This is a genomic window from Exiguobacterium sp. s129, from assembly GCF_018617585.1.
Lineage (GTDB): Bacteria > Bacillota > Bacilli > Exiguobacteriales > Exiguobacteriaceae > Exiguobacterium > Exiguobacterium aestuarii_A.
This window is the reverse complement of record NZ_JACSKL010000016.1, coordinates 23,670-43,848: the sequence shown is the minus strand read 5'-3', so window position 1 is coordinate 43,848 and position 20,179 is coordinate 23,670. Positions and strand designations below refer to the sequence as shown.

Annotated in this window: 19 protein-coding genes and 2 tRNA genes; all 21 read right to left on the bottom strand. The window is 47.9% G+C overall.

Features of this window, described 5'->3' with window-relative positions:
- Positions 1-361: 361 nt before the first annotated feature.
- Complete coding sequence (lysS, locus tag KNO92_RS13420) at positions 362-1,852, bottom strand: lysine--tRNA ligase (RefSeq protein WP_214697220.1); 1,491 nt, start codon at positions 1,850-1,852, stop codon at positions 362-364.
- 148 nt (positions 1,853-2,000) lie between these two features.
- On the bottom strand, positions 2,001-2,939 hold the full coding sequence (dusB, locus tag KNO92_RS13415) for a tRNA dihydrouridine synthase DusB (RefSeq protein ID WP_243834802.1): 939 nt from the start codon (positions 2,937-2,939) through the stop codon (positions 2,001-2,003).
- Between the two features lie 70 nt (positions 2,940-3,009).
- Complete coding sequence (folK, locus tag KNO92_RS13410) at positions 3,010-3,507, bottom strand: 2-amino-4-hydroxy-6-hydroxymethyldihydropteridine diphosphokinase (protein ID WP_214697218.1); 498 nt, start codon at positions 3,505-3,507, stop codon at positions 3,010-3,012.
- Positions 3,504-3,869 (bottom strand): dihydroneopterin aldolase, encoded by a 366-nt coding sequence (gene folB / locus KNO92_RS13405; protein ID WP_074036649.1) that lies wholly within the window; start codon positions 3,867-3,869, stop codon positions 3,504-3,506. Before folB ends, folK begins: the two co-directional genes overlap by 4 nt.
- Positions 3,862-4,647 (bottom strand): dihydropteroate synthase, encoded by a 786-nt coding sequence (folP, locus tag KNO92_RS13400; protein WP_214761691.1) that lies wholly within the window; start codon positions 4,645-4,647, stop codon positions 3,862-3,864. Before folP ends, folB begins: the two co-directional genes overlap by 8 nt.
- An 11-nt stretch (positions 4,648-4,658) precedes the next feature.
- Positions 4,659-5,477 carry an aminotransferase class IV gene (locus tag KNO92_RS13395; protein WP_214761689.1) on the bottom strand — a complete coding sequence of 273 codons (819 nt, stop codon included), beginning with the start codon at positions 5,475-5,477 and terminating at the stop codon, positions 4,659-4,661.
- Positions 5,461-6,045, bottom strand: coding sequence for an aminodeoxychorismate/anthranilate synthase component II (gene pabA / locus KNO92_RS13390; protein WP_214761688.1), 585 nt, complete (start codon positions 6,043-6,045; stop codon positions 5,461-5,463). Before pabA ends, KNO92_RS13395 begins: the two co-directional genes overlap by 17 nt.
- Positions 6,042-7,421, bottom strand: a complete 1,380-nt coding sequence (locus tag KNO92_RS13385; RefSeq protein WP_271306205.1) for an anthranilate synthase component I family protein — start codon at positions 7,419-7,421, stop codon at positions 6,042-6,044. Before KNO92_RS13385 ends, pabA begins: the two co-directional genes overlap by 4 nt.
- Before the next feature lie 94 nt (positions 7,422-7,515).
- Entirely contained in the window at positions 7,516-8,469 is a 954-nt protein-coding gene (cysK, locus tag KNO92_RS13380) for a cysteine synthase A (protein ID WP_074036641.1), read from the bottom strand.
- A gap of 84 nt (positions 8,470-8,553) precedes the next feature.
- Positions 8,554-9,483, bottom strand: a complete 930-nt coding sequence (gene hslO / locus KNO92_RS13375; protein ID WP_274665391.1) for an Hsp33 family molecular chaperone HslO — start codon at positions 9,481-9,483, stop codon at positions 8,554-8,556.
- A 19-nt stretch (positions 9,484-9,502) separates the two neighbouring features.
- Complete coding sequence (locus KNO92_RS13370) at positions 9,503-10,267, bottom strand: type III pantothenate kinase (RefSeq protein ID WP_214749858.1); 765 nt, start codon at positions 10,265-10,267, stop codon at positions 9,503-9,505.
- Between the two features lie 93 nt (positions 10,268-10,360).
- A complete protein-coding gene (gene ftsH / locus KNO92_RS13365; RefSeq protein WP_214761686.1) occupies positions 10,361-12,385 on the bottom strand; it encodes an ATP-dependent zinc metalloprotease FtsH in 2,025 nt (674 codons plus the stop codon).
- Between the two features lie 105 nt (positions 12,386-12,490).
- Entirely contained in the window at positions 12,491-13,036 is a 546-nt protein-coding gene (gene hpt, locus KNO92_RS13360) for a hypoxanthine phosphoribosyltransferase (RefSeq protein WP_012727721.1), read from the bottom strand.
- A 35-nt stretch (positions 13,037-13,071) separates the two neighbouring features.
- Positions 13,072-14,298, bottom strand: a complete 1,227-nt coding sequence (gene tilS, locus KNO92_RS13355; RefSeq protein WP_214761684.1) for a tRNA lysidine(34) synthetase TilS — start codon at positions 14,296-14,298, stop codon at positions 13,072-13,074.
- A 68-nt stretch (positions 14,299-14,366) separates the two neighbouring features.
- A tRNA-Glu gene (locus KNO92_RS13350) sits at positions 14,367-14,438 on the bottom strand.
- Between the two features lie 9 nt (positions 14,439-14,447).
- Positions 14,448-14,524: transfer RNA gene (locus KNO92_RS13345), tRNA-Met, on the bottom strand.
- A 143-nt stretch (positions 14,525-14,667) separates the two neighbouring features.
- Positions 14,668-17,280: a YhgE/Pip domain-containing protein gene (locus KNO92_RS13340; protein WP_214761682.1), complete on the bottom strand. Its 2,613-nt coding sequence runs from the start codon at positions 17,278-17,280 to the stop codon at positions 14,668-14,670.
- Positions 17,281-17,483: 203 nt separating this feature from the next.
- The gene (locus KNO92_RS13335; protein ID WP_214749849.1) at positions 17,484-18,002 is read right to left on the bottom strand and encodes a S1 domain-containing RNA-binding protein; all 519 of its coding nucleotides are present in this window, start codon (positions 18,000-18,002) and stop codon (positions 17,484-17,486) included.
- Between the two features lie 74 nt (positions 18,003-18,076).
- Positions 18,077-18,451, bottom strand: a complete 375-nt coding sequence (locus KNO92_RS13330; RefSeq protein ID WP_074036621.1) for an FtsB family cell division protein — start codon at positions 18,449-18,451, stop codon at positions 18,077-18,079.
- A 42-nt stretch (positions 18,452-18,493) separates the two neighbouring features.
- Positions 18,494-18,766 carry an RNA-binding S4 domain-containing protein gene (locus tag KNO92_RS13325; RefSeq protein ID WP_214697198.1) on the bottom strand — a complete coding sequence of 91 codons (273 nt, stop codon included), beginning with the start codon at positions 18,764-18,766 and terminating at the stop codon, positions 18,494-18,496.
- Complete coding sequence (gene yabN / locus KNO92_RS13320) at positions 18,763-20,178, bottom strand: bifunctional methyltransferase/pyrophosphohydrolase YabN (protein ID WP_214761680.1); 1,416 nt, start codon at positions 20,176-20,178, stop codon at positions 18,763-18,765. The genes KNO92_RS13325 and yabN overlap by 4 nt, the downstream gene beginning before the upstream one ends.
- Position 20,179 lies beyond the last annotated feature (1 nt).

Below are 20,179 nucleotides of genomic sequence, written 5' to 3'. Positions count from 1 at the left end.
GATATAGCTCTTAAATTGACGAAGCTTGCGCTTCATTCAAAAATTGTAAAACTTATTTTTGCCTCATCGTTCAGTTTTCAAAGTTCGTCTGCCGCTCTTGGCGACTCTTAAAATAATACAAGTCATCGACACAGTTGTCAACCACTTTTTTTATTTCTTTCCGCTGCCATCAGCGGCAACGTTTATTACTTTACCGCACACCTTTAATTAACGCAAGGGTTTTTTATAAAGTTTTTTTAAAAAAGTTTTTTCGTTAGAGTTTACCCTTTATTCAACGGCTTGTTTGCCAGCGTTCATCCGGAAAAATAAAAAAAGAGAAACTGAATTGCACCTACGTACAAACCAGCTTCTCTACTATTATTTACTGTTGATGACGCATTGTAGGGAAAAGAAGAACGTCGCGGATTGATGGTGCGTTCGTCAATAACATGACAAGACGGTCAATCCCGATTCCAAGTCCACCTGTTGGTGGCATACCGTACTCAAGCGCCTCAAGGAAATCGTTATCGAGTTCATGCGCCTCGTCGTTACCTGCCTCTTTTTCAAGCAATTGTGCTTCGAAACGCTCACGTTGATCGATTGGATCGTTCAACTCCGTGAAGGCATTCGCGTGTTCACGACGAACGATGAACAATTCAAAACGATCTGTGAAGCGTGGATCCGTTTCGTTTTTCTTCGCTAACGGCGACACTTCAACTGGGTGTCCTGTCACGAATGTTGGTTGAAGCAATGTCTCTTCGACCTTTTGCTCAAAGAACTCGTTGACGATATGACCGAACGTCATATGGTCCTGAACTTCCACACCATGCTCTTTCGCAAGGGCACGTGCTTCTTCGTCGGACATTTGTTGCCAAAAGTCTACACCTGTCTCTTCTTTAACAAGGTCGACCATGTGTGCACGTTTCCAACCGATGCCAAGGTGAATTGTATCTTCACCATATTGTACATCTGTTGTACCGAGTACTTCTTTCGCTACGTGCGCAACCAATTCTTCCGTCAAATCCATGATGTCGTTGTAATCCGCATACGCCTCATACAATTCAATCATTGTGAATTCAGGGTTGTGGCGTGTCGAGATTCCTTCGTTACGGAATACACGTCCGATTTCATAAACGCGCTCGAGTCCGCCAACGATTAGACGTTTCAAGTGAAGTTCGATGGCAATACGCATATAAAGTTCCATATCCAACGCATTATGATGCGTTAAGAACGGACGCGCCGCTGCTCCACCCGCAATCGTGTGTAACATCGGTGTTTCCACTTCTAAATATCCTTTTTGATTTAAGAAGTTGCGAATCTCAGAAATGATGCGGCTACGCAAAATGAATGTCTGGCGTGAATCTTGGTTTGTGATCAAATCAAGATAACGTTGGCGATAGCGCTGTTCCACATCTTTCAATCCATGATATTTGTCCGGAAGCGGGCGAAGTGCTTTCGTCAAGAGCTCAAACTCTTCCACATGAATCGAGAGTTCACCTACATTTGTTTTAAAGAGCTTTCCTTTGACACCAACGATATCACCGAGGTCTGATGATTTGAACAAGTCAAACGGCTCATCCCCGACATCGTTTTTACGAACGTAAATTTGAATCTGGCCTGTCACATCTTGAATGTGGGCAAAAAACACTTTCCCTTTCCCGCGTTTCGTCATGATGCGACCCGCTAGCGTGACTTCTACGTCCTGCTCTGCTAAAGCCTCTTTTTCAATTGATTCATACTGCTCATGTAATTCACCTGCGTGTGCAGAACGATCAAAGCGTTGACCGAACGGGTCGAGACCGCGTTCGCGCATATCGGTCATCTTCTCAAAACGAACCTGCATTTGATCATTCATTTCTAACTCGTGGCTCACTATTCCATTCACTCCTCTATCCATATTGGGTTTATCCCTAACAAAAAACTGTCGACCCGATGGCCAACAGCACAGCCGAAGCCGTTCATTCGTTGTGGTGCACTTTTTCGCCAAACAAGCTTACCATAAATTAGTTCTTTTCTCTAGTTCACACTTCTGACAGTTGTCGCTCGAGTTGATCAACAAATCCATACAGGACCGCTGCGAAAGCCTCACGCGATTCCGTTTCATTGATTTGTTTGCGAATCGGACCACTGCCCTTTAATCCTTTCAAATACCAAGCCGCATGTTGACGCATTTCACGAACGGCCGTCAGCTCACCTTTAATTGCGCTCAATCGGTCGAGGTGCAACATGCAAATATCAATTTTTTCACGAGCTGCTGGTTCCGGTGGAAGTTCTCCTGTTTCGAGGTACTGAACCGTCTGATAGAGCATCCACGGGTTTCCAAGTGCAGCGCGCCCGATCATGACGGCATCCACACCATATTGGTCAATGACACGCTTCGCGTCTTGTGGTGTGGCAATGTCCCCGTTCCCGATAATCGGTACGGTCGCGACTTTCTTCGCTTCACCGATCCAATCCCAGTTCGCAGTTCCTTCATATTGTTGGGCTCGCGTACGTCCATGAATGGCAATGGCTGCCGCTCCACCTGTCTGAGCCGCTTTGACATTGTCCAAAATAAAGATGTGATCATCGTCCCAACCAAGGCGCATTTTCACCGTGACCGGTTTTTCGACTACATTCGTGACGGCATTGACCATCTCATACACTTTATCTGGATCAAGTAACCACTTTGCACCTGCGTCACATTTCGTTACTTTCGGCACAGGACAACCCATGTTGATATCAATGATGTCGGCATTCGTATTTTGATCGACGTACTGCGCCGCTTTGACGAGTGTATCTTTAGAACCACCAAAAATCTGCAAGCTGAGCGGTTTTTCTCGTTCATCGACATATAGCATGCGCATCGTCCGCGCGTTCTCCAGCAAAATCCCTTTATCACTGACCATTTCAGCACAGACGAGTCCCGCCCCGAATTCTTTTGCAATCAATCGGAATGCCGGGTTGGTCACGCCAGCCATCGGTGCAAGGACTGCACGGTTTTTAATATCTATATTTCCAATCTTAAAGCCTGTCAAGACAACACATCCTTCATTTCACCAAATTCGTTAGCAACTGTAACCGAACGACATCTTGGCGGTCTGCCATCGGTAAATCTGCTAGCCATGATGCGACCGTTCGTCCGCGGACGATGAGTTCTGGCGCAATCTCAGCTAACGGAGCGAGCACAAACGCACGTTCCTGCATCCGCGGATGTGGTACCGTCAAGTGTTCTGATTGTATATCTTCCCCATTATAATAGAGGATGTCAAGGTCGATGGTGCGCGGACCGTTCTTAAAGAGACGCTCTCGACCTAACTGCCGTTCAATTTGTTGAAGGGTGTCTAATAAGTCCGTTACAGATTGATGCGTCTCCACTTCGACCACCATATTATAAAATGATGGTTGATTGGTATAACCGACAGGGGCTGTCTCATAAACCGATGATTGTTTCGTGACCGTAACACCCATTTTTCCCATTTCATCAATCGCGTCAGACAATTGTGCGGCCCGCTCCCCGATGTTTGCTCCTAATGCGATAAAAATCATGACGTGCGTCTCCTTGTCATCTCGATCGCCACCGAGTCGTAATGTCCTGGGATTGGTGGGTCCGGCTTGATTACTTTTACTGTCACGCTTTGAATCAAATCATGATGTGCCAAAATGGCCGTCGTGATGCGTTCTCCGAGTGTTTCGAGTAAATTGACCGGTTCCCCCGTTACAATGTCTTCTGTGACTTGATATAATCCCGCGTAGCTGACTCCATCCTGTAAATCATCTGACTTCCCAGCAGGTGCAAGGTCCAATTCACACATTAAATCCACGTGAAACCGTTGACCGAGACGGTTCTCCTCTTCAAATACACCATGGTATCCATAGAAGCGCATACCGTTCACAAAAATCTTATCCATGTCCGTTCCCCCTCATCATCGCATCCATCATCTTCGCTGCACGCATATTCTCTTTCACGTCATGGACGCGTACCCAATCGCACCCTTTCATGATGCCTAAACACGTCGTCGCAATCGTTCCTTCCACGCGTTCTTCGGTTGGTAAATCGAGCGTTTGGCCGATAAACGATTTACGGGACGTACCCAGTAACACCGGATAGCCAAGACGCGTGATCACATCGAGGTGATTCATGAGCTCTAGATTTTGCGCCACGTCTTTTGCGAAACCGATTCCTGGGTCTAGCCAAATATGCTCATCTTTCACACCCGCTGCATGAGCAATCTCAATCGATTCCTGCAAATCTCTCACCACATCCTCAATAAAATGATGATAGTCTCGATTCTCTCGGTTATGCATCAAAATGATGGGGACGTCATATTCAAAGGCGACACGCGCCATCGACTGATCTCCCCACTTCGAGCCCCACACGTCATTGATGATTGTCGCACCCGCTTCTAATGCCGCTCTCGCAACAGCAGGTTTATACGTATCAATCGAGATCGGCACATCTATTTCTTGTACCAATCGTTCGATGATCGGGACGACACGTTCAATTTCTTCTTCTGCAGAAACAAGCGTCGCTCCAGGTCGCGTCGATTCACCACCGACATCAATCGCATCCGCACCTTCTCGTACGAGTTCCTTTGCATGACGTACGGCTTCTTCGACCGCTGTATACCGTCCTCCGTCTGAAAATGAGTCCGGGGTCACGTTTAAAATACCCATGATCTTTGTCATGTTTCAGCCTCCTATCCAAGTGAACGAACGAGCTCCGCCCACACTTCGTTAAATCGTTCTCCGTCTTTCCCGGGGTATCTCAGATTTCTATAATGCGTCACCGGAGCGACTTGCTGAATCGAGTTCGTCATCCAAATCTCTTTCGCTGCGGTTAATTCATCAAATGTCACCGATTGCTCCACTACAGGAAAGCAATCGATCACCCACTGTCGCGTCACGCCCGCGAGTGCTCCGCTCGAAAGTGGTGTCGTATACAACACATCATCAGACCCGACCCAAAAGATGTTCGACACGAGTCCTTCCACCACATAGCCCTGTTCGTCCGCAAACAATCCTTCAGCATCCTGGTCTTGCAAGGTGCGTTTTCCGAGGATATTGTTCATGTAATGATGCGACTTCAATCGAAAAGCCGCTTCAGGACGACTTCTTGGGAAAGGGATTGGTTCGACTCGTTTCTCCTGTGGCACAACTTCCGAGGAGAGCGGTTTGGCAATCAACGTGACGTTCGGTTTTTCATATCGTCCGGCATACAGACCGAGCGGCGCGACTCCTGCCGATACATTCAATCGGATATACAAGTCAGGAGCTTCATTTTGACGACACAATTGCTGAATCGCCGTCTCGATTTCTTCCTTCGTGTACGGAAAATCGATCCACAGCTCATCTACACTCTTCATCAATCGTTCCCAATGCGCATCGAACAAGAACGGAATGAAATCATATGTTCGAAACGTCTCGAATAGACCCATCCCGTATAAGAATCCATGGTCCTCGACAGGAATCCATGCATCCTCTCGCTCAACAAGGTCCCCGTTATGCCAATACCACATGGCGGTACTCCTCGATAAAGTTTCGAATCATCTCTTTTCCATGCTCGGTCAAAATCGCTTCAGGGTGATACTGAACCCCTTCAATCGGGAGCGTCCGATGCCGGAGTGCCATGATTTCTTTCGTTTCTGTTTCTGCTGTGACCATCAAACATTCCGGTAAGGTAGAACGTTCCACAGATAACGAGTGATAACGGGTCACGACCGTCTGCTGAGGAATATCTTTGAAAATCGACTTACCGTCATGTTGAATCTTCGACGTTTTCCCATGCATCAGCCGTTCCGCATGAACGACGTCTCCTCCGAACGCTTGTGCAATCGCTTGATGACCGAGACACACACCTAAAATCGGAATGCGACCTGCGAACGTTTGAATCGCCTCGACGCTAATCCCGGCTTCATTCGGTGTACAAGGTCCAGGGGAAATGACCAGGTAGCTCGGAGCAAGTTTCTCAATGTCTTGGATCGTCACTTCATCGTTTCGATAAACGACCAGTTCTTCACCAAGTTCTCCAAAATACTGCACTAAGTTGTATGTGAATGAGTCATAGTTATCGATTAGTACAATCATGTCGTCTCCTCCGTCATTTGCTTCGCCGCCCATAGCGCCTTCGCTTTGGACAGAGATTCTTCATATTCTGAGACCGGATCCGAATCGATGACGATGCCCGCTCCCGCTTGAACGTATGCAATCCCATCTTTCACGACCATCGTTCGAATGGTGATGTTGAAGACGAGATCATCGTCCCAACTTAACCATCCATATGACCCGGTGTATAATCCCCGGCGAACTGGTTCAAGTTCTTCGATAATTTCCATCGTCCGAATTTTCGGTGCACCGGTAATCGTACCACCAGGGAACATCGCTGCTAGCGCCTCCGCTCCTGATACTTCATCACGAATCGTACCCCGTACGTTCGAGACGATATGCTGAACATGTGAATACTTTTCAATCACCATCAATTCGTCCACATGAACACTACCGTATGCTGCGACTTTCCCGAGGTCGTTCCGTTCCAAGTCGACGAGCATGACGTGTTCCGCTCGCTCCTTCTCATTTTCAAGTAGCGTGTTCGCCAATTCCAAGTCCTCAACATCGTCTTTTCCACGTGGACGCGTACCCGCGATCGGTCGCGTCGAAATGTCAGACCCGTGTTTTTCAAGCAATAGTTCCGGTGAAGCGGAGACCATTGTCAGTGCGTCATCCACAAAGTATCCCATGTACGGAGATGGATTCATTTGACGAAGCGTATCGTAAACACGACGTGGGTCGGCTCGTAACGGTTCGGATTGACGAACACTCAAATTCACTTGGAACACGTCGCCTTCCACGATATAAGACTGAATTCGTTTGACCGCCTCCACAAATTCGTCCTGAGACATGGAGCGCGAACGCTCGACAGGCAATTGTTCAGTCGGTTTGAATGCGTAGTGTGATTCGACGTTCCACATGGCCGCTAAGCGATCCGCTTTACGTTCGGCATTGCCTTCTGCTGTGACCATCAAATAGAGAGTCGAACTCTCTTCGTCGAACACAGCCACTTCATCAAACAACAGAAACGAGACGTCCGGCGTCGCTAAATCATCTTCTGCCTGGCTAGGGAGTCGCTCAATCGTTCGAGAAACGTCATAGCTGACATAACCAATCATGCCACCGAAGAAGGGAGGTGCCCCTTCCGGACGCTCAGCTTCAAATCGTTTCCGCACTTCACTAACCATCTCGAGCGGTTTCCCATACATCGTTTCAGTCGTTTCCCCTATTTGTAAGAGACCGACACCGTCTTTTACATGGAAGCGACCGAACGGTTCGATTCCCGCAATCGTATACCGTCCTGCCCTTCCACTTTCTAGCCATGCGTGGTACGGCTGGTCTGCTGTCAACGTCATGTATGCCTCATACATCTTTTCTTTCGTCATCCGCTTCGTTCTGAACGCTGTCGATCTCACTTGTCATTCCTCCGTCTATTCATTCATGCCTTTTATTGTACACAAGAAAAGGCAGCAACCGAAAGAGAATGTCTCTCGATTACTGCCTGAAATGTTATACGCGACTCTCGTTTGATTCTTCATCAAATTGATAAAGCGGTGTGCTCAAGTAACGTTCTCCGTTTGACGGGATAATCGCCAATACGTTTTTCCCTTTACCGAGACGTTTCGCCGTATCAAGTGCCGCTGCAATGGCAGCCCCTGAAGAAATCCCACCGAGGACACCGTTCGTGCGTGCCGCTTGGCGCGCGTATTCAAACGCCTGGTCTGTCGTGATTTGAAGGACACCCTCATAAATCTCAGTATCCAGAATGGATGGGACAAAGCCGGCACCAATTCCTTGAATCTTATGAGGTCCCGGCTTACCACCAGACAAGACTGGGGAATCAACCGGTTCAACCGCCAAAATTTTCACGTCTGGATATTTCGCTTTCACGACTTTTCCTGCTCCGGTGATCGTACCACCTGTACCGACTCCCGCGATGAGAGCATCCACCGAAAGTCCTGACTCTTCGAACGCCTCGACAATTTCAGGTCCCGTCGTCATCTCATGCACGTTCGGGTTCGCTGCGTTGTTGAATTGTTGCGGAAGGAAGTAGCCGTTTTTCTCAGCTTCTTCAGTAGCACGACGAATCGCTCCACCCATTCCTTCTGGCCCTGGCGTCAAGATCAACTCGGCTCCATATCCACGAAGAAGGTTACGACGCTCCATACTCATCGTTTCAGGCATGACAAGAATGGCTTTATATCCTTTCGCGGCACTGACCATCGCTAAACCGATTCCTGTGTTCCCGCTCGTCGGCTCGATGATGGTATCACCCGGCTTCAAGATTCCGTCTTTTTCTGCCGCTTCGATCATGGCGAGAGCAATCCGGTCTTTGACACTTGACCCTGGGTTCATATATTCAAGCTTCAGATACACATCGGCATCTTCTGGTCCAGTCATTCCGTTCAATTTCACAATCGGAGTCTTTCCAATCAAGTCTGTCACTGAGTTTACGATTCGCATTACATTTCCTCCTTCATAATTCCGACTATTCCGATATTGTTATCATACCCTATCGAATTGAAAATATGCAATTTGGAACGTTGCTTACGATTGCGCTTGTTCTTTCATCGTTTCCAACTGTTCAGCCGAGAAATGATACTTTTCACCACAGAAATGGCAAACTGCTTCGGCTCCACCGTCTTCTTCGATCATTTGGCGAATCTCTTCTTTTCCAAGACCGATAATGGCGCTTTCCATTCGTTCACGACTGCATGTGCAATTGAACTGAATTGGGTTCGTATCGAGGACATCAAGGCTATCGCCGAGAAGTAATTGCAGCATTTCTTCTGGTGTTTTTTCTTCACCGATTAAAACAGATACCGGTGGGAACGTCTGCAGTGCTTTTTCAAGCGCTTGTACCGTCTCTTCGGAGGCGTTCGGCAGCAACTGAACGATGACACCACCTGCAGCAAGAATCGATTCATCTTCTGGTAAGACGAGAACACCCGCTCCGACGACTGATGGTACTTGTTCAGATGTTGCGAAGTAGTATGTGAAGTCTTCACTGATTTCACCTGTTTGAATCTCTGAAGAACCACCGACATAATCTTTCAAGCCTAAGTCTTTAATGACAGAGACCGTTCCTTTTCCGACCGCTTCGCCGACTTTCAACTTCGTCAATCCCTGCTCGTTGACGAACGTCCCGCCATCGACACGAGGGTAAGATACGTATCCACGGACATCTCCTGCTGTATCTGCGTCTACGATGATTTTCCCGATTGGACCATCACCTTCCACTTTAAGTGTGACGCGTGCCGCACCTTTTTGCATGGCTCCGATCATCGAACCGATTGTCATCGTCCGTCCGAGGGCCGCTGAGGCAACCGGTGTCGTCTGATGACGAAGTTGTGTTTCGTATACTGTTTTTGTCGTACGGGCTGCAAATGCACGCACCTCTCCATTAAAGCCGAGGGCCCGAACGAGATAATCGTCTTTCATTTGATCGAGTAATACTTGTTGTTCTGAATGAATCATATGAGTTAACTCCTTTAGTTTACTTTTGATTGCGCTCGTAAATGAGGCGGAGGCCTTCGAGTGTCAGGAACGAATCCACATGGTCAATCGTTTCTGCATGTTCACTGATCAATCGTGCCAATCCTCCAGTCGCAATGACGGTCGCTTCACCAACTTCACGCTTCATCCGATTCACGATGCCATCCACTTGGGCGACATAGCCATAATACGTCCCCGATTGCATCGCTTGAATCGTATTTTTCCCGATAACCGTTGGTGGTGTTGCCAGTTCAATCCGTGGTAATTTCGCAGCACGTTGATAAAGTGCTTCCACTGAAATCATGATCCCTGGTGAGATGATGCCGCCATGGTAGCGACGTTTCTCATCGATGTAACAATACGTGGTTGCCGTTCCAAAATCAACAATTATGAGCGGACCGTCATACTTGGCGATTCCTGCCACCGCGTTGACAATTCGGTCGGCCCCGACTTCGCGGGGATTCTCGACGTGAATGTCTAATCCTGTCTTCACACCTGGGCCGACAACGATTGGACGTACATTGAAGTATCGTTGTGACATTTGTTCAAGTGGGAAAATAACAGGAGGTACGACAGAGGACAAAATGACACCGTCGACTTGATCGAACGAGACGTTCGAATGGTCAAAGAGCGATTTCACTAACATGCCATACTCATCCGTCGTTTTCGTCCGGTCCGTTGAAATTCGCCAATGGTGTACGAGATTGTCTCCATCGTACATCCCTAGAACAATATTTGTATTTCCAACATCAATCACTAAAATCATGATATAGTTCCTCACTTTGTTGTCAATTGCAGTTCGCTCGAATTATAACACGAAAAAAGACGAATGCCTCGTCAAGGGCATTCGTCTCATTCATTAACGTGATTCGTTATTCGGACGTTCCGTTGGGGTCGCCTCTGGCTTATCGCCTTCAGGTACGACATCCGGTTGGCTGTCTTGAACAACTTCAGGTCGATCGACGATTTGTCCGTGTTGTACGGCCGCATCATCTTTCTTCGCTGCGTCGTCCGAGTCCGTCGATGCATCCACGTCTTCTTCCGGCTCATGCGGGAGATATTCGCGTGTCTTGATCAAGTGACGAATCTGTTTCGAGTCGAGCGTTTCCACATCAAGCAATGTCTTCGCTACGAGTTCGAGGTCTTCGCGACGTTCTGTCAAAATCTGCTTCGCTTTCGCGTAACAGCGGTTGATGATTTCGCGAATCTCTAAATCGATCTCTTGAGCGATCGCATCCGAGTAGTTCTGCTCTGTCTGGAAGTCACGGCCAAGGAAGACTTGTCCGCCATGGTTTGAACCGAGCTGGAGCGGTCCGAGCTTATCACTCATCCCGTAATCCATGACCATCTTACGCGCAATCCCTGTCGCGCGTTGGAAGTCGTTGCTCGCTCCTGTTGACACTTCACCAAAGATGACATCTTCGGCGACGCGTCCACCAAGAAGTCCAACAATCTTATCTTCGAGTTCAGGTTTTGTCATGAAGTAACGATCTTCTTTCGGAAGCATGACGACGTATCCTCCAGCGTTACCGCGTGGGACAATCGTCACTTTGTGTACTTCATCCGCATTCTCAAGCTCGAGACCGATGATTGTGTGACCCGCTTCGTGATAAGCGACAATGTTACGTTCTTTTTCAGAAATGATTCGGCTCTTCTTCGAAGGTCCTGCAATGACACGGTCAATTGCTTCTTCGACATCGACAACCGATACTGCCGTACGGTTTGAACGTGCTGCAACGAGTGCTGCTTCGTTCAAGAGGTTTTCCAAGTCAGCCCCAGAGAAACCAGGTGTACGTTGTGCGATTGACTTCAAGTCTACAGTTGAGTCAAGTGGCTTGTTGCGTGCATGGACTTTCAACACTTCTTCGCGCCCTTTTACATCTGGACGATCGACCGTGATTTGACGGTCAAAACGACCTGGACGAAGGAGGGCAGGGTCGAGAATATCCGGACGGTTTGTCGCCGCAACCATGATAATCCCTTCATTGTCACTGAATCCATCCATTTCAACGAGCAATTGGTTCAATGTTTGTTCACGTTCATCGTGACCACCGCCGAGACCGGCACCACGTTGGCGTCCGACCGCATCGATTTCATCGATGAAGATGATACATGGAGCATTCTTTTTCGCGTTTTCGAACAAGTCACGGACACGTGACGCACCGACCCCGACGAACATCTCAACGAAGTCAGAACCTGAGATCGAGAAGAATGGTACTCCGGCTTCTCCGGCTACTGCACGGGCCAAAAGTGTTTTACCTGTCCCTGGAGGACCAACGAGTAAGACCCCTTTCGGAATACGCGCACCGAGTTTCGAGAACTTACGAGGGTCTTTCAAGAATTCAACAACTTCGATGAGTTCTTGTTTCTCTTCGTCTGCTCCGGCCACGTCTTTGAATGTGACGCGACGTTTTTCTTGGTCGTATAGTTTCGCCTTCGATTTCCCGAAGTTCATCACACGACCACCACCGCCACCACCTTGCGCCTGGTTCAACAAGAAGAAGAACAAGATGAAGATGATAATGAACGGTAAAATCGCGAAGACGATGCTGAACCAGCTACTGTTCGATTCAGCCTCCTCGATTTGAATATCCGTATTCGCTCGAAGCTGCGTTAATACATCTGCATATTCAGCTTCGTTCGCTGGAATGTTTGTTTCGTAACGCTGGTCGTCATCTCCTGTAAGGTCGCCTGTAATCGAGATAGCCCCCGGGATTTCTTGTACGGTTGCCGTCTCAATCCGATCATCTTCCACATATTCTAGGAATTTCGAATACGAGAGCGTTTCACTCTGACTATTCGGATTCTGCAAATATTGAAGGAACAAGATCAAGGCTAGGAAAATCACACCAAAAACCAATGTGTTTTTCACTGCACGATTCATTCTCTGCCTCCTATTCCGAGAAACGATGTTCTCGCCCATTCAGTATATGCCTATACTTTGGGGATTTCTTTTATCTTACCACGTCACATTTTCAAAAGAAAAACGTTAGCCCCCGTAAACGCTCGGTTTGAGCACACCGACGTAAGGAAGGTTACGATATTTCTCTTCATAATCGAGACCGTAACCGACAACGAATTCGTGTGGAATCACGAAACCGCTATAGTCTGCTGATAAACCATTTTTGCGTCCTGTCGGTTTGTCGAGAAGCGTGACAATCTTCACAGACTTCGCTTTACGGTATTTAAGAAGATCGACGAGATAGCCAAGCGTCAATCCACTATCAATAATATCTTCTACAATCAAGATGTCGCGTCCTTCTACAGATGTATTTAAATCTTTCTCGATTTTTACTTCACCTGTTGAAGAAGTACCTCCGTGATACGTCGACACGTCCATGAAATCCATTTCTAAATGGATATCCATTTCTTTGACGAGGTCAGACATAAATGGCATCGCGCCTTTCAATACACACACGAGAAGCGGAAACTCTTCTTTATAGTCTTCGCTAAGCGTTCCAGCCAGCTCTTTCACCTTTTCTTGAATCTCTTCACGTGAGATTAAAATTTTCTCCATATCGTTCATTAATGACATCTTGAAATCCTCCTCTTTCTGTTTCGACACAATCATCATTTTACCATTAATCGTAGGCAAATCGCATCCGACTTGTCTAGAAATTCTGAAACTCGTACCCCGACAATCGCGAGAATTCGTCCTGAGGCGTCCTCAAGCAGGGGTAGCGTCGGGCGAACCATCCGTTCAATCTTTTCATCTATCAGGATACGGGACACTTTCTTTGTCCCCACGGCCAATCGCATTCGGTCACCTGGTGCACTTGTCCGAATCGTAAGCGGATAAGTGATCTCATGTAACGGAATGCCCTCTCTCCCCTCCTCGACGGATAAAGAGATGGTTCGGTCTCCGAATTCAACAACGGTCGGCAACGAATCAATTTGAATGGGGTGAAGTGAATTTGGCGCAGAACGCTGTACAAGATTCAGTACCCTATTCTGCTTCGTCATGAACCACTCGCCTGTCAGATGATAGGTTCCTGTATCCTTTTGACTCTGGAGTAGCTTCTCCACCGCCTCGTTCACATTCACCTCGTAACGAGAGGACAGCAATCGACCGACCGTATACCGTTCAAGGAATGATAAGCGCTCGAAATTCTCGAGTTTCACATGAAACGCTTTCATTTCAAGTTCGACATATGCCTCCACCCATTGTTCGCACGATCGATACCTGCTATCCCAATCAGCACGGGCCACTTTTGCCGCTTCGCTGACTTCTCTCACAATCGATGGCCGCATCTGTTTCAGTCGTGGCACGATCTCGTGGCGAATTTGATTCCTTAAGTAAGTACGTTCTTGGTTCGTTGCGTCTTCGCGCCACTCTAATTCATTCTGTCGTGCATACTCGATCAGTTGAGCTTTCGACTCATATAACAACGGACGGATGAGCCTCCCGTTTCCAAATTGCCGGCTTTCGGGAATCCCTTTTACTTCGACCACGTTTCGATGTAGCTGAATGAGCACTGTTTCTAACTCGTCATCCGCATGATGCGCCGTGGCCAATGTGTCGTATCCATATTTGTTCATGACGTCTTCAAAAAATCGATAGCGGGCTTCACGATAGCGGGCTTGTGATCCTCCATCTTGAAAGCAGAGATGCGTTCCATGAAACGGAATATGGTAGGTTGCCGCGACGTGGGCGACGAACATATACTCTTCGTCTGAAGCTTCTCGTACGCCATGATGGACATGCGCCACCGCCACATTCCAGCCCTCTTTGACGAGACGATCCAATAGGACAATGGAATCCACCCCACCAGACACTGCGACGAGCACTTTTTTCATGAATTCCCTCCTTGGTATAACAAAAGAAGCCATCTCGATTGAGATGGCTTCTTTTCGCTTAGGCTAAGTGACCCGTACGGGATTCGAACCCGTGTTACCGCCGTGAAAGGGCGGTGTCTTAACCGCTTGACCAACGGGCCTAAATAAAATGGTAGCGGCGGAGGGAGTCGAACCCACGACCTCACGGGTATGAACCGTACGCTCTAGCCAGCTGAGCTACACCGCCATGTTATTGTTGTGTCCTAAGCACATTTTCTATAATAACCAGTCACCATTCGAGTGTCAATTCTTTTTTGAAATTTTTTTAATAAAAAAAATCGTGCATAGTGTCATCTTCATCACTATACACGATTTCATTACGTTTTTACATCATGCTTCTGATACAACTTGACGATATTTTTTCTTCCATGCGATTCGGAAGTATGCCCACAGTAATGCAAAACATCCAGCAGCCACAAATACTAAATACGTTGTCGCCGTCTGCAAATACTGTGCACCGTCAGCTGACAAGATTTCTTTATATCCGGCAACCGTATACGTCATTGGAAGGAGCGCATTGAACGGTTGCAACGCTCGTGGAATCAACTCGAGCGGGAACGTTCCAGCAGAAGTCGTCAATTGCAAGATTAACAAGACGATTGCTACAAAACGTCCCGGGTTCCCGAGTGTGGTGACGAGTAACTGCACAATAAAGAGGAATGTGATGCTCGTCAACCAACTGAATCCAAAGAACTTCAATGGTTCGCTTACTTCAAGTCCTAACAGCTGCACCATCGCCACGTCTAAAATGAGCGCTTGAAGGAATCCGACAACCATGAGAACACCAGACTTCGACAATACCCATGATAGACTACGTTTCGGACGTCCAGCTGGATCGTACAATGGATAGACGATCGATAAGAGAAGTGCCCCGACAAAGAGTCCGAGTGACATGAAGTATGGAGCGAACCCTGTACCATAGTTCGGTACCTCGTGAATCGAGTTATCAACGAGTGACACTGGTCCTGCCATCATCTCGACATTTTCATCGTTCAATCCGATGTCTGCATCTTTTGCACCTTTGACTAGAGCGTCACGAAGTTCATCGCTACCTGATGCGAGATCTGTCATTCCATCTGCGAGTTCTCCGCTACCATCTGAAAGTTCTCGTCCGCCGTCCGCGAGCTGATTCGCGCCGTCCGTCAACTTGCTTGTTCCTGCCCCGGCAGCCTTCGCGCCATCAGCAAGTTCACGACTACCTTCTTGAAGTTTTTGTCCACCGTCCGCTAATTGAGTAGCACCATTCGCCAACTCACTCGTTCCCGAACTTGCGCTTTTCGCACCATCGGCAAGCTTCACACTACCTTCAGACAACTGTCCAGTCGCGGCTACGAGTTTTTCACTGCCTGCCGTAAGTTCAGTTGTCCCGTCTTGAAGTTGTGTTGCACCTTGATTAAGTTTTGAACTCGCTGACACGAGTTCTTGTGAACGGTCGGCTGCAGTTTGTGTTCCTTGTTCGATTTGACTCGAACCACTTGCTAACGCCTGAGCACCTTCCGCTAACTTCGTTTGACCCGTGTTCAATTCAGAAAGTCCTGACGAAAGTTGTCCTGCTCCTGTTTCTGCTTGGGCAAGACCCGCCGCCAATGAGGTCTGTCCCTCTTTCACTTGCGTCGCCCCTGCAGCTAATTGATCAAACCCAGCCGCTGTCGCTTGTTTTCCTTCAGTGAGTTGGGCTGCGATGGTTTGAAGCATTTCAGGTGACGCAGATTGACCGGACTCAGCAAGTGCCGTTAATTGTCCAATCAACTCATCCTGTTTCGCCGTCAATTCGGATTTCATTTGTCCGATTCCATTGACCACTTCAGTTTGACCCGCGATGAGAGCAGTGTTCCCTTCTTTCGCTTTCGTCAATGCACCTGCTAGTTGGTTTGCGCCGTCATTCAGTGCAGACGCCCCTTCTTTTGAACGCTCGATGCCAGCAGCAAGGTCTTGAACGCCTTGATTCAACGTTTTCGCACCCGTGTGAAGCTCATCTAATTTGGACGCGAATGCCCCTGTTCCTTCGACGAGCTGGCTCGTTCCGTCTTGTAAGGCGGATGCGCCATCATTCACGCGGTGTACCCCGTCTGACAAAGCAGTTGACCCGTCGTACACTTGCTGACTTCCATCCGCGAGTACCGATGAACCTTCTGCCAACTGAGTCACACCATCGTTTAACTGGCTTGCACCGTTAGCGAGTTCACGCTGTTTCGAGGCGAGTAGTTTCGTCCCGTCCGCGAGTTCAGATGAACCATCGGACAACTGAGCGATTCCGTCATTTAACTCACTTGCACCATCTGCAAGTTCGCGTTGTTTTGTGGCGAGAAGTTCTGTTCCATCCGCCAATTTGACGGCACCATCTTTCGCTGACGTAGAACCGTCGGCAAGTTTTGTCGCACCATCCGCGGCTTCACCAAGTCCGTCCGCCACGTCATTTAATCCATCTTTCAATGCACTGACGTACTGTTTCGATACCTCGGTCGAAAGCTCTGCTTTCACTTGCTCCATTGCGGAGCCACCGATTTGTGCGGCTAAGAAGTTATACGATTCATTCGCAATGTACTTCAATTCAAGTTGCTCTGGATTTTCATCTAGAGCGGTCGTCGCCTTCTCCGAAAAGTCTTCTGGAATCTCGATTGCCATGTAATAATCATGGTCTTTCAATCCAGATTCTGCTTCCTTCTTTGTCGTCTCGACAAACTCAAAGGCTTCCGAATCTAACAACTTATCAATCAGATCGTTCCCGATTTCAAGTGACTCCCCTTTAAATGATGCCCCTTTGTCTTCGTTGACGATGGCGACCGGTAAATCTTTCATCTGTCCATACGGATCCCAGAAAGCCCACAAAAACATACCGGCATACATTAACGGTACGAGTGCGACTGCGAGAATCGGAACCAACACACGTGGGTTCTTAAAGATACTCCGCCACTCCGCCGTCCATAGTTTCCATCCATTCATTTTTTCTCTCCACCTTCACTTATAAAACATAACTATTTTTTTCATGTTCCCTATTTTGCTCTCTTCCTCGAAAAAAATCAACTATATTTAGTTATTTTTTATAAATTTTTTAAAACAAAAAAAGTCGTGAACAAAAATGTTCACGACTTGTCTTGTTACAAGACCTATATGGTTACGAGTAGAAGCTAATTGGTATCAAAGGATTACCCGCGTTTGGCTCCACGTCCACCGCGTTTCGAATCTGTTTGACGTTTCAACGTCGAAAGACGCTCGTCGCTGTCTTTCAAGAATTTGCTCATCAACGTATCGAATGTTTCTGGTTCACGACGTTGTTCACCACGACGACCGCCGCCACGTGGGCCGCCGCCACCGCGTGGGCCGCCGCCACCGCGCGGACCACCTTGACCTGGGCCACCTGGGCGTGGGCCACGAGAGAAACGCTCACCGGCTGGACGCTCTGGACGTTCAGGGCGTTCACTTACAGGACGATCGACTGCTTTCTTGATGGATAACCCGATTTTCCCATCATTTTCGACGTTCAACACTTTTACCGTGACTTCTTGACCGACTGTCAACACTTCGTTAATGTCTTTGACGTAAGAGTCCGCCACTTCACTGATGTGTACTAATCCTGTCTTGCCGTTTGGGAGCTCGACGAACGCTCCGAAATGCGTAATCCCTGTAACCTTACCTTGTACCTTGCTTCCTACTTCAATTGACATAAAATAATGTACTCCTTTTTTGATTGATTCTTTTCAATTATACGAGTCGTTTCCCTAGCGGTCAACGAACCGACTTATTCCTCTGGGGAGAAGTAGAAAATAATCTCTCCATCTTTGGAGAAGAGGAGCTCGTTTCGCGCTAAGTTCGCGATATAATCCTCATCCTGCAAACGTTCCACTTGTTCCTTCAACTCATCTTGCTCGGCTTTCTGCTCTTGCAACTCCACTTTCGCTTGTGCGTAAGCTTGTTGTTGGTCCGATACATAGCCTACCTTTGAAAAGTAACTCTGTCCAATCAATACCATAACGAATAAAAATAGGAGTGAGGCTGCCGCCAAACGACGTCGAAGATGAACTCTTCGGCGATGTGTGTCTTTTTCCAGCTGTTCTCTACGCTCATCTAGCGCTCGAATGCGCCGTTGTCGATCCATCGGATTACGTCCGTTCATCGCCTCATCCCCCTCCTCTTAATACATTAAGTATACTTTTTTTTACGAGTCGATACTACCGTCCATCTTCTCTTCTTTAAGTAAACGATACATTTCTTTCGCATCTTCTTTGCGCGCATGTTCCGCAATTGAGTCAATGACGACCGTGACGAGCTTGTTTCCGAATCGAATTTGCAGCTCGTCTCCGACTTTAACATCGGTACTCGCCTTCGCCACTTGCCCATTTAGCTGAATCCGCCCTTGATCTGCCACTTCTTTTGCGAGCGTGCGTCGCTTGATCAAGCGGGATACTTTCAAAAATTTATCTAATCTCATAACCCTTTCTCCTTTGCCTCGTTCCAAAGAGCATCCATCTGTTCGAGCGTCATCTGCTGAAGATCACCATTCGCTTCTATATACTCGAATCGACGTTTGAACTTTCGGTTCGTCTGTTCTAACGCTTGCTCGGCATTTAGCCCAACGTATCGCGCGATGTTGACGATGGAGAATAATACATCGCCAAGTTCTGATTCGTCACTCAACTCTTCACGCCACTCGTGCAGTTCTTCTTCCAATTTTTCGAAAGCGCCCGACACGTCATCCCATTCGAATCCGATTTGGCCGGCTTTCTTTTGAAGTTGTTCAGCACGCATCAATGAAGGTTGGTCGACGAGTACACCATCGAGTTGCGATTGTTTCTTTTCCCCTTTTTCCGCTTGTTTAATCGTATTCCAATTTTTTACCACATCAGAGGCATCTTCGACGGTGACATCTCCGAAGACGTGCGGATGACGGCGGACCATCTTTTCACTGATTGCCCCGATGACATCACGAATATCGAAATATCCTTCGTCTGCACCGATTTGGGCATGTAACATGACTTGAAGCAACACGTCGCCGAGTTCTTCGATGATGGCATCGTCATCTTCTGCGTTGATGGCTTCAATGAGTTCATACGCTTCTTCTAATAAATACTTCCGAAGCGACTCATGCGTTTGTTTGCGATCCCACGGGCAACCGTCCGGTCCACGAAGTGTGGCGATGATTTGTTTGAGCGTTGCAAAGTCTTTTGCCAAATAAGCTTCATCCGCGAGTGGCGGAACATAGAGGGTCGTCAAGTTGTTCACTTCCGCCATGCGGTCCATCTCGAACAACGGAATGTGTTCGATTCGTTCTTGTGTGGTACCCGCAGCTGTCACAAGTGTAACAGGGTGCTCATCCGGATAACGTTCCATCAGTTGCACTTTTACGTCTCCCGCTACAAATCCATCGTACACTTGGCCAATCAACACATGTTGCGTCACCTGCAGGCGTTCAAGGTCGAGCGCCGTCGCATCCAACAACTGAAAGCCGTTGATTGGATCGATTTGCAAAGCTTGGAACATCGCATCTAAGAAGCTTTGCCCGCCGAGTACGTGAAGGTTCGCTCCACGTTCCACTAAAAGCTCGACAGTTCGCTCGGCGACGAACGGGTGACCGGGTACAGCATACGTGATAGCCATCTCTTCACTTTTGTTCATCAACGTCTCGACAATTTGATCGTACACCTCTTCAAACGTATCACTCGATTCATAAATCGAATCAAATGACTCGAATGCGAGCCCTTCTGACTCTAACTCACGTACGACAGGGTGTTCTTTCGTCCGTAACCAGACGAGCGGTTGCTGCTTCAAATGACGGTACACCCCGAGTGGCAATTGATTCAGCTCACCAGATCCAAGACCGACCACCGTGATTGTATAACCCATA

Excerpts from the sequence above, each read along its gene's own strand:
- dusB (WP_243834802.1), bottom strand. The coding sequence starts at position 2,939 with ATGGCTGGCGTGACCAACCCGGCATTCCGATTGATTGCAAAAGAATTC.
- folK (WP_214697218.1), bottom strand. The coding sequence starts at position 3,507 with ATGATTTTTATCGCATTAGGAGCAAACATCGGGGAGCGGGCCGCACAA.
- folB (WP_074036649.1), bottom strand. The coding sequence starts at position 3,869 with ATGGATAAGATTTTTGTGAACGGTATGCGCTTCTATGGATACCATGGT.
- folP (WP_214761691.1), bottom strand. The coding sequence starts at position 4,647 with ATGACAAAGATCATGGGTATTTTAAACGTGACCCCGGACTCATTTTCA.
- KNO92_RS13395 (WP_214761689.1), bottom strand. The coding sequence starts at position 5,477 with ATGTGGTATTGGCATAACGGGGACCTTGTTGAGCGAGAGGATGCATGG.
- pabA (WP_214761688.1), bottom strand. The coding sequence starts at position 6,045 with ATGATTGTACTAATCGATAACTATGACTCATTCACATACAACTTAGTG.
- cysK (WP_074036641.1), bottom strand. The coding sequence starts at position 8,469 with ATGCGAATCGTAAACTCAGTGACAGACTTGATTGGAAAGACTCCGATT.
- hslO (WP_274665391.1), bottom strand. The coding sequence starts at position 9,483 with ATGATTCATTCAGAACAACAAGTATTACTCGATCAAATGAAAGACGAT.
- KNO92_RS13370 (WP_214749858.1), bottom strand. The coding sequence starts at position 10,267 with ATGATTTTAGTGATTGATGTTGGAAATACAAATATTGTTCTAGGGATG.
- ftsH (WP_214761686.1), bottom strand. The coding sequence starts at position 12,385 with ATGAATCGTGCAGTGAAAAACACATTGGTTTTTGGTGTGATTTTCCTA.
- hpt (WP_012727721.1), bottom strand. The coding sequence starts at position 13,036 with ATGTCATTAATGAACGATATGGAGAAAATTTTAATCTCACGTGAAGAG.
- tilS (WP_214761684.1), bottom strand. The coding sequence starts at position 14,298 with ATGAAAAAAGTGCTCGTCGCAGTGTCTGGTGGGGTGGATTCCATTGTC.
- KNO92_RS13340 (WP_214761682.1), bottom strand. The coding sequence starts at position 17,280 with ATGAATGGATGGAAACTATGGACGGCGGAGTGGCGGAGTATCTTTAAG.
- KNO92_RS13335 (WP_214749849.1), bottom strand. The coding sequence starts at position 18,002 with ATGTCAATTGAAGTAGGAAGCAAGGTACAAGGTAAGGTTACAGGGATT.
- KNO92_RS13330 (WP_074036621.1), bottom strand. The coding sequence starts at position 18,451 with ATGAACGGACGTAATCCGATGGATCGACAACGGCGCATTCGAGCGCTA.
- KNO92_RS13325 (WP_214697198.1), bottom strand. The coding sequence starts at position 18,766 with ATGAGATTAGATAAATTTTTGAAAGTATCCCGCTTGATCAAGCGACGC.
- yabN (WP_214761680.1), bottom strand. The coding sequence starts at position 20,178 with ATGGGTTATACAATCACGGTGGTCGGTCTTGGATCTGGTGAGCTGAAT.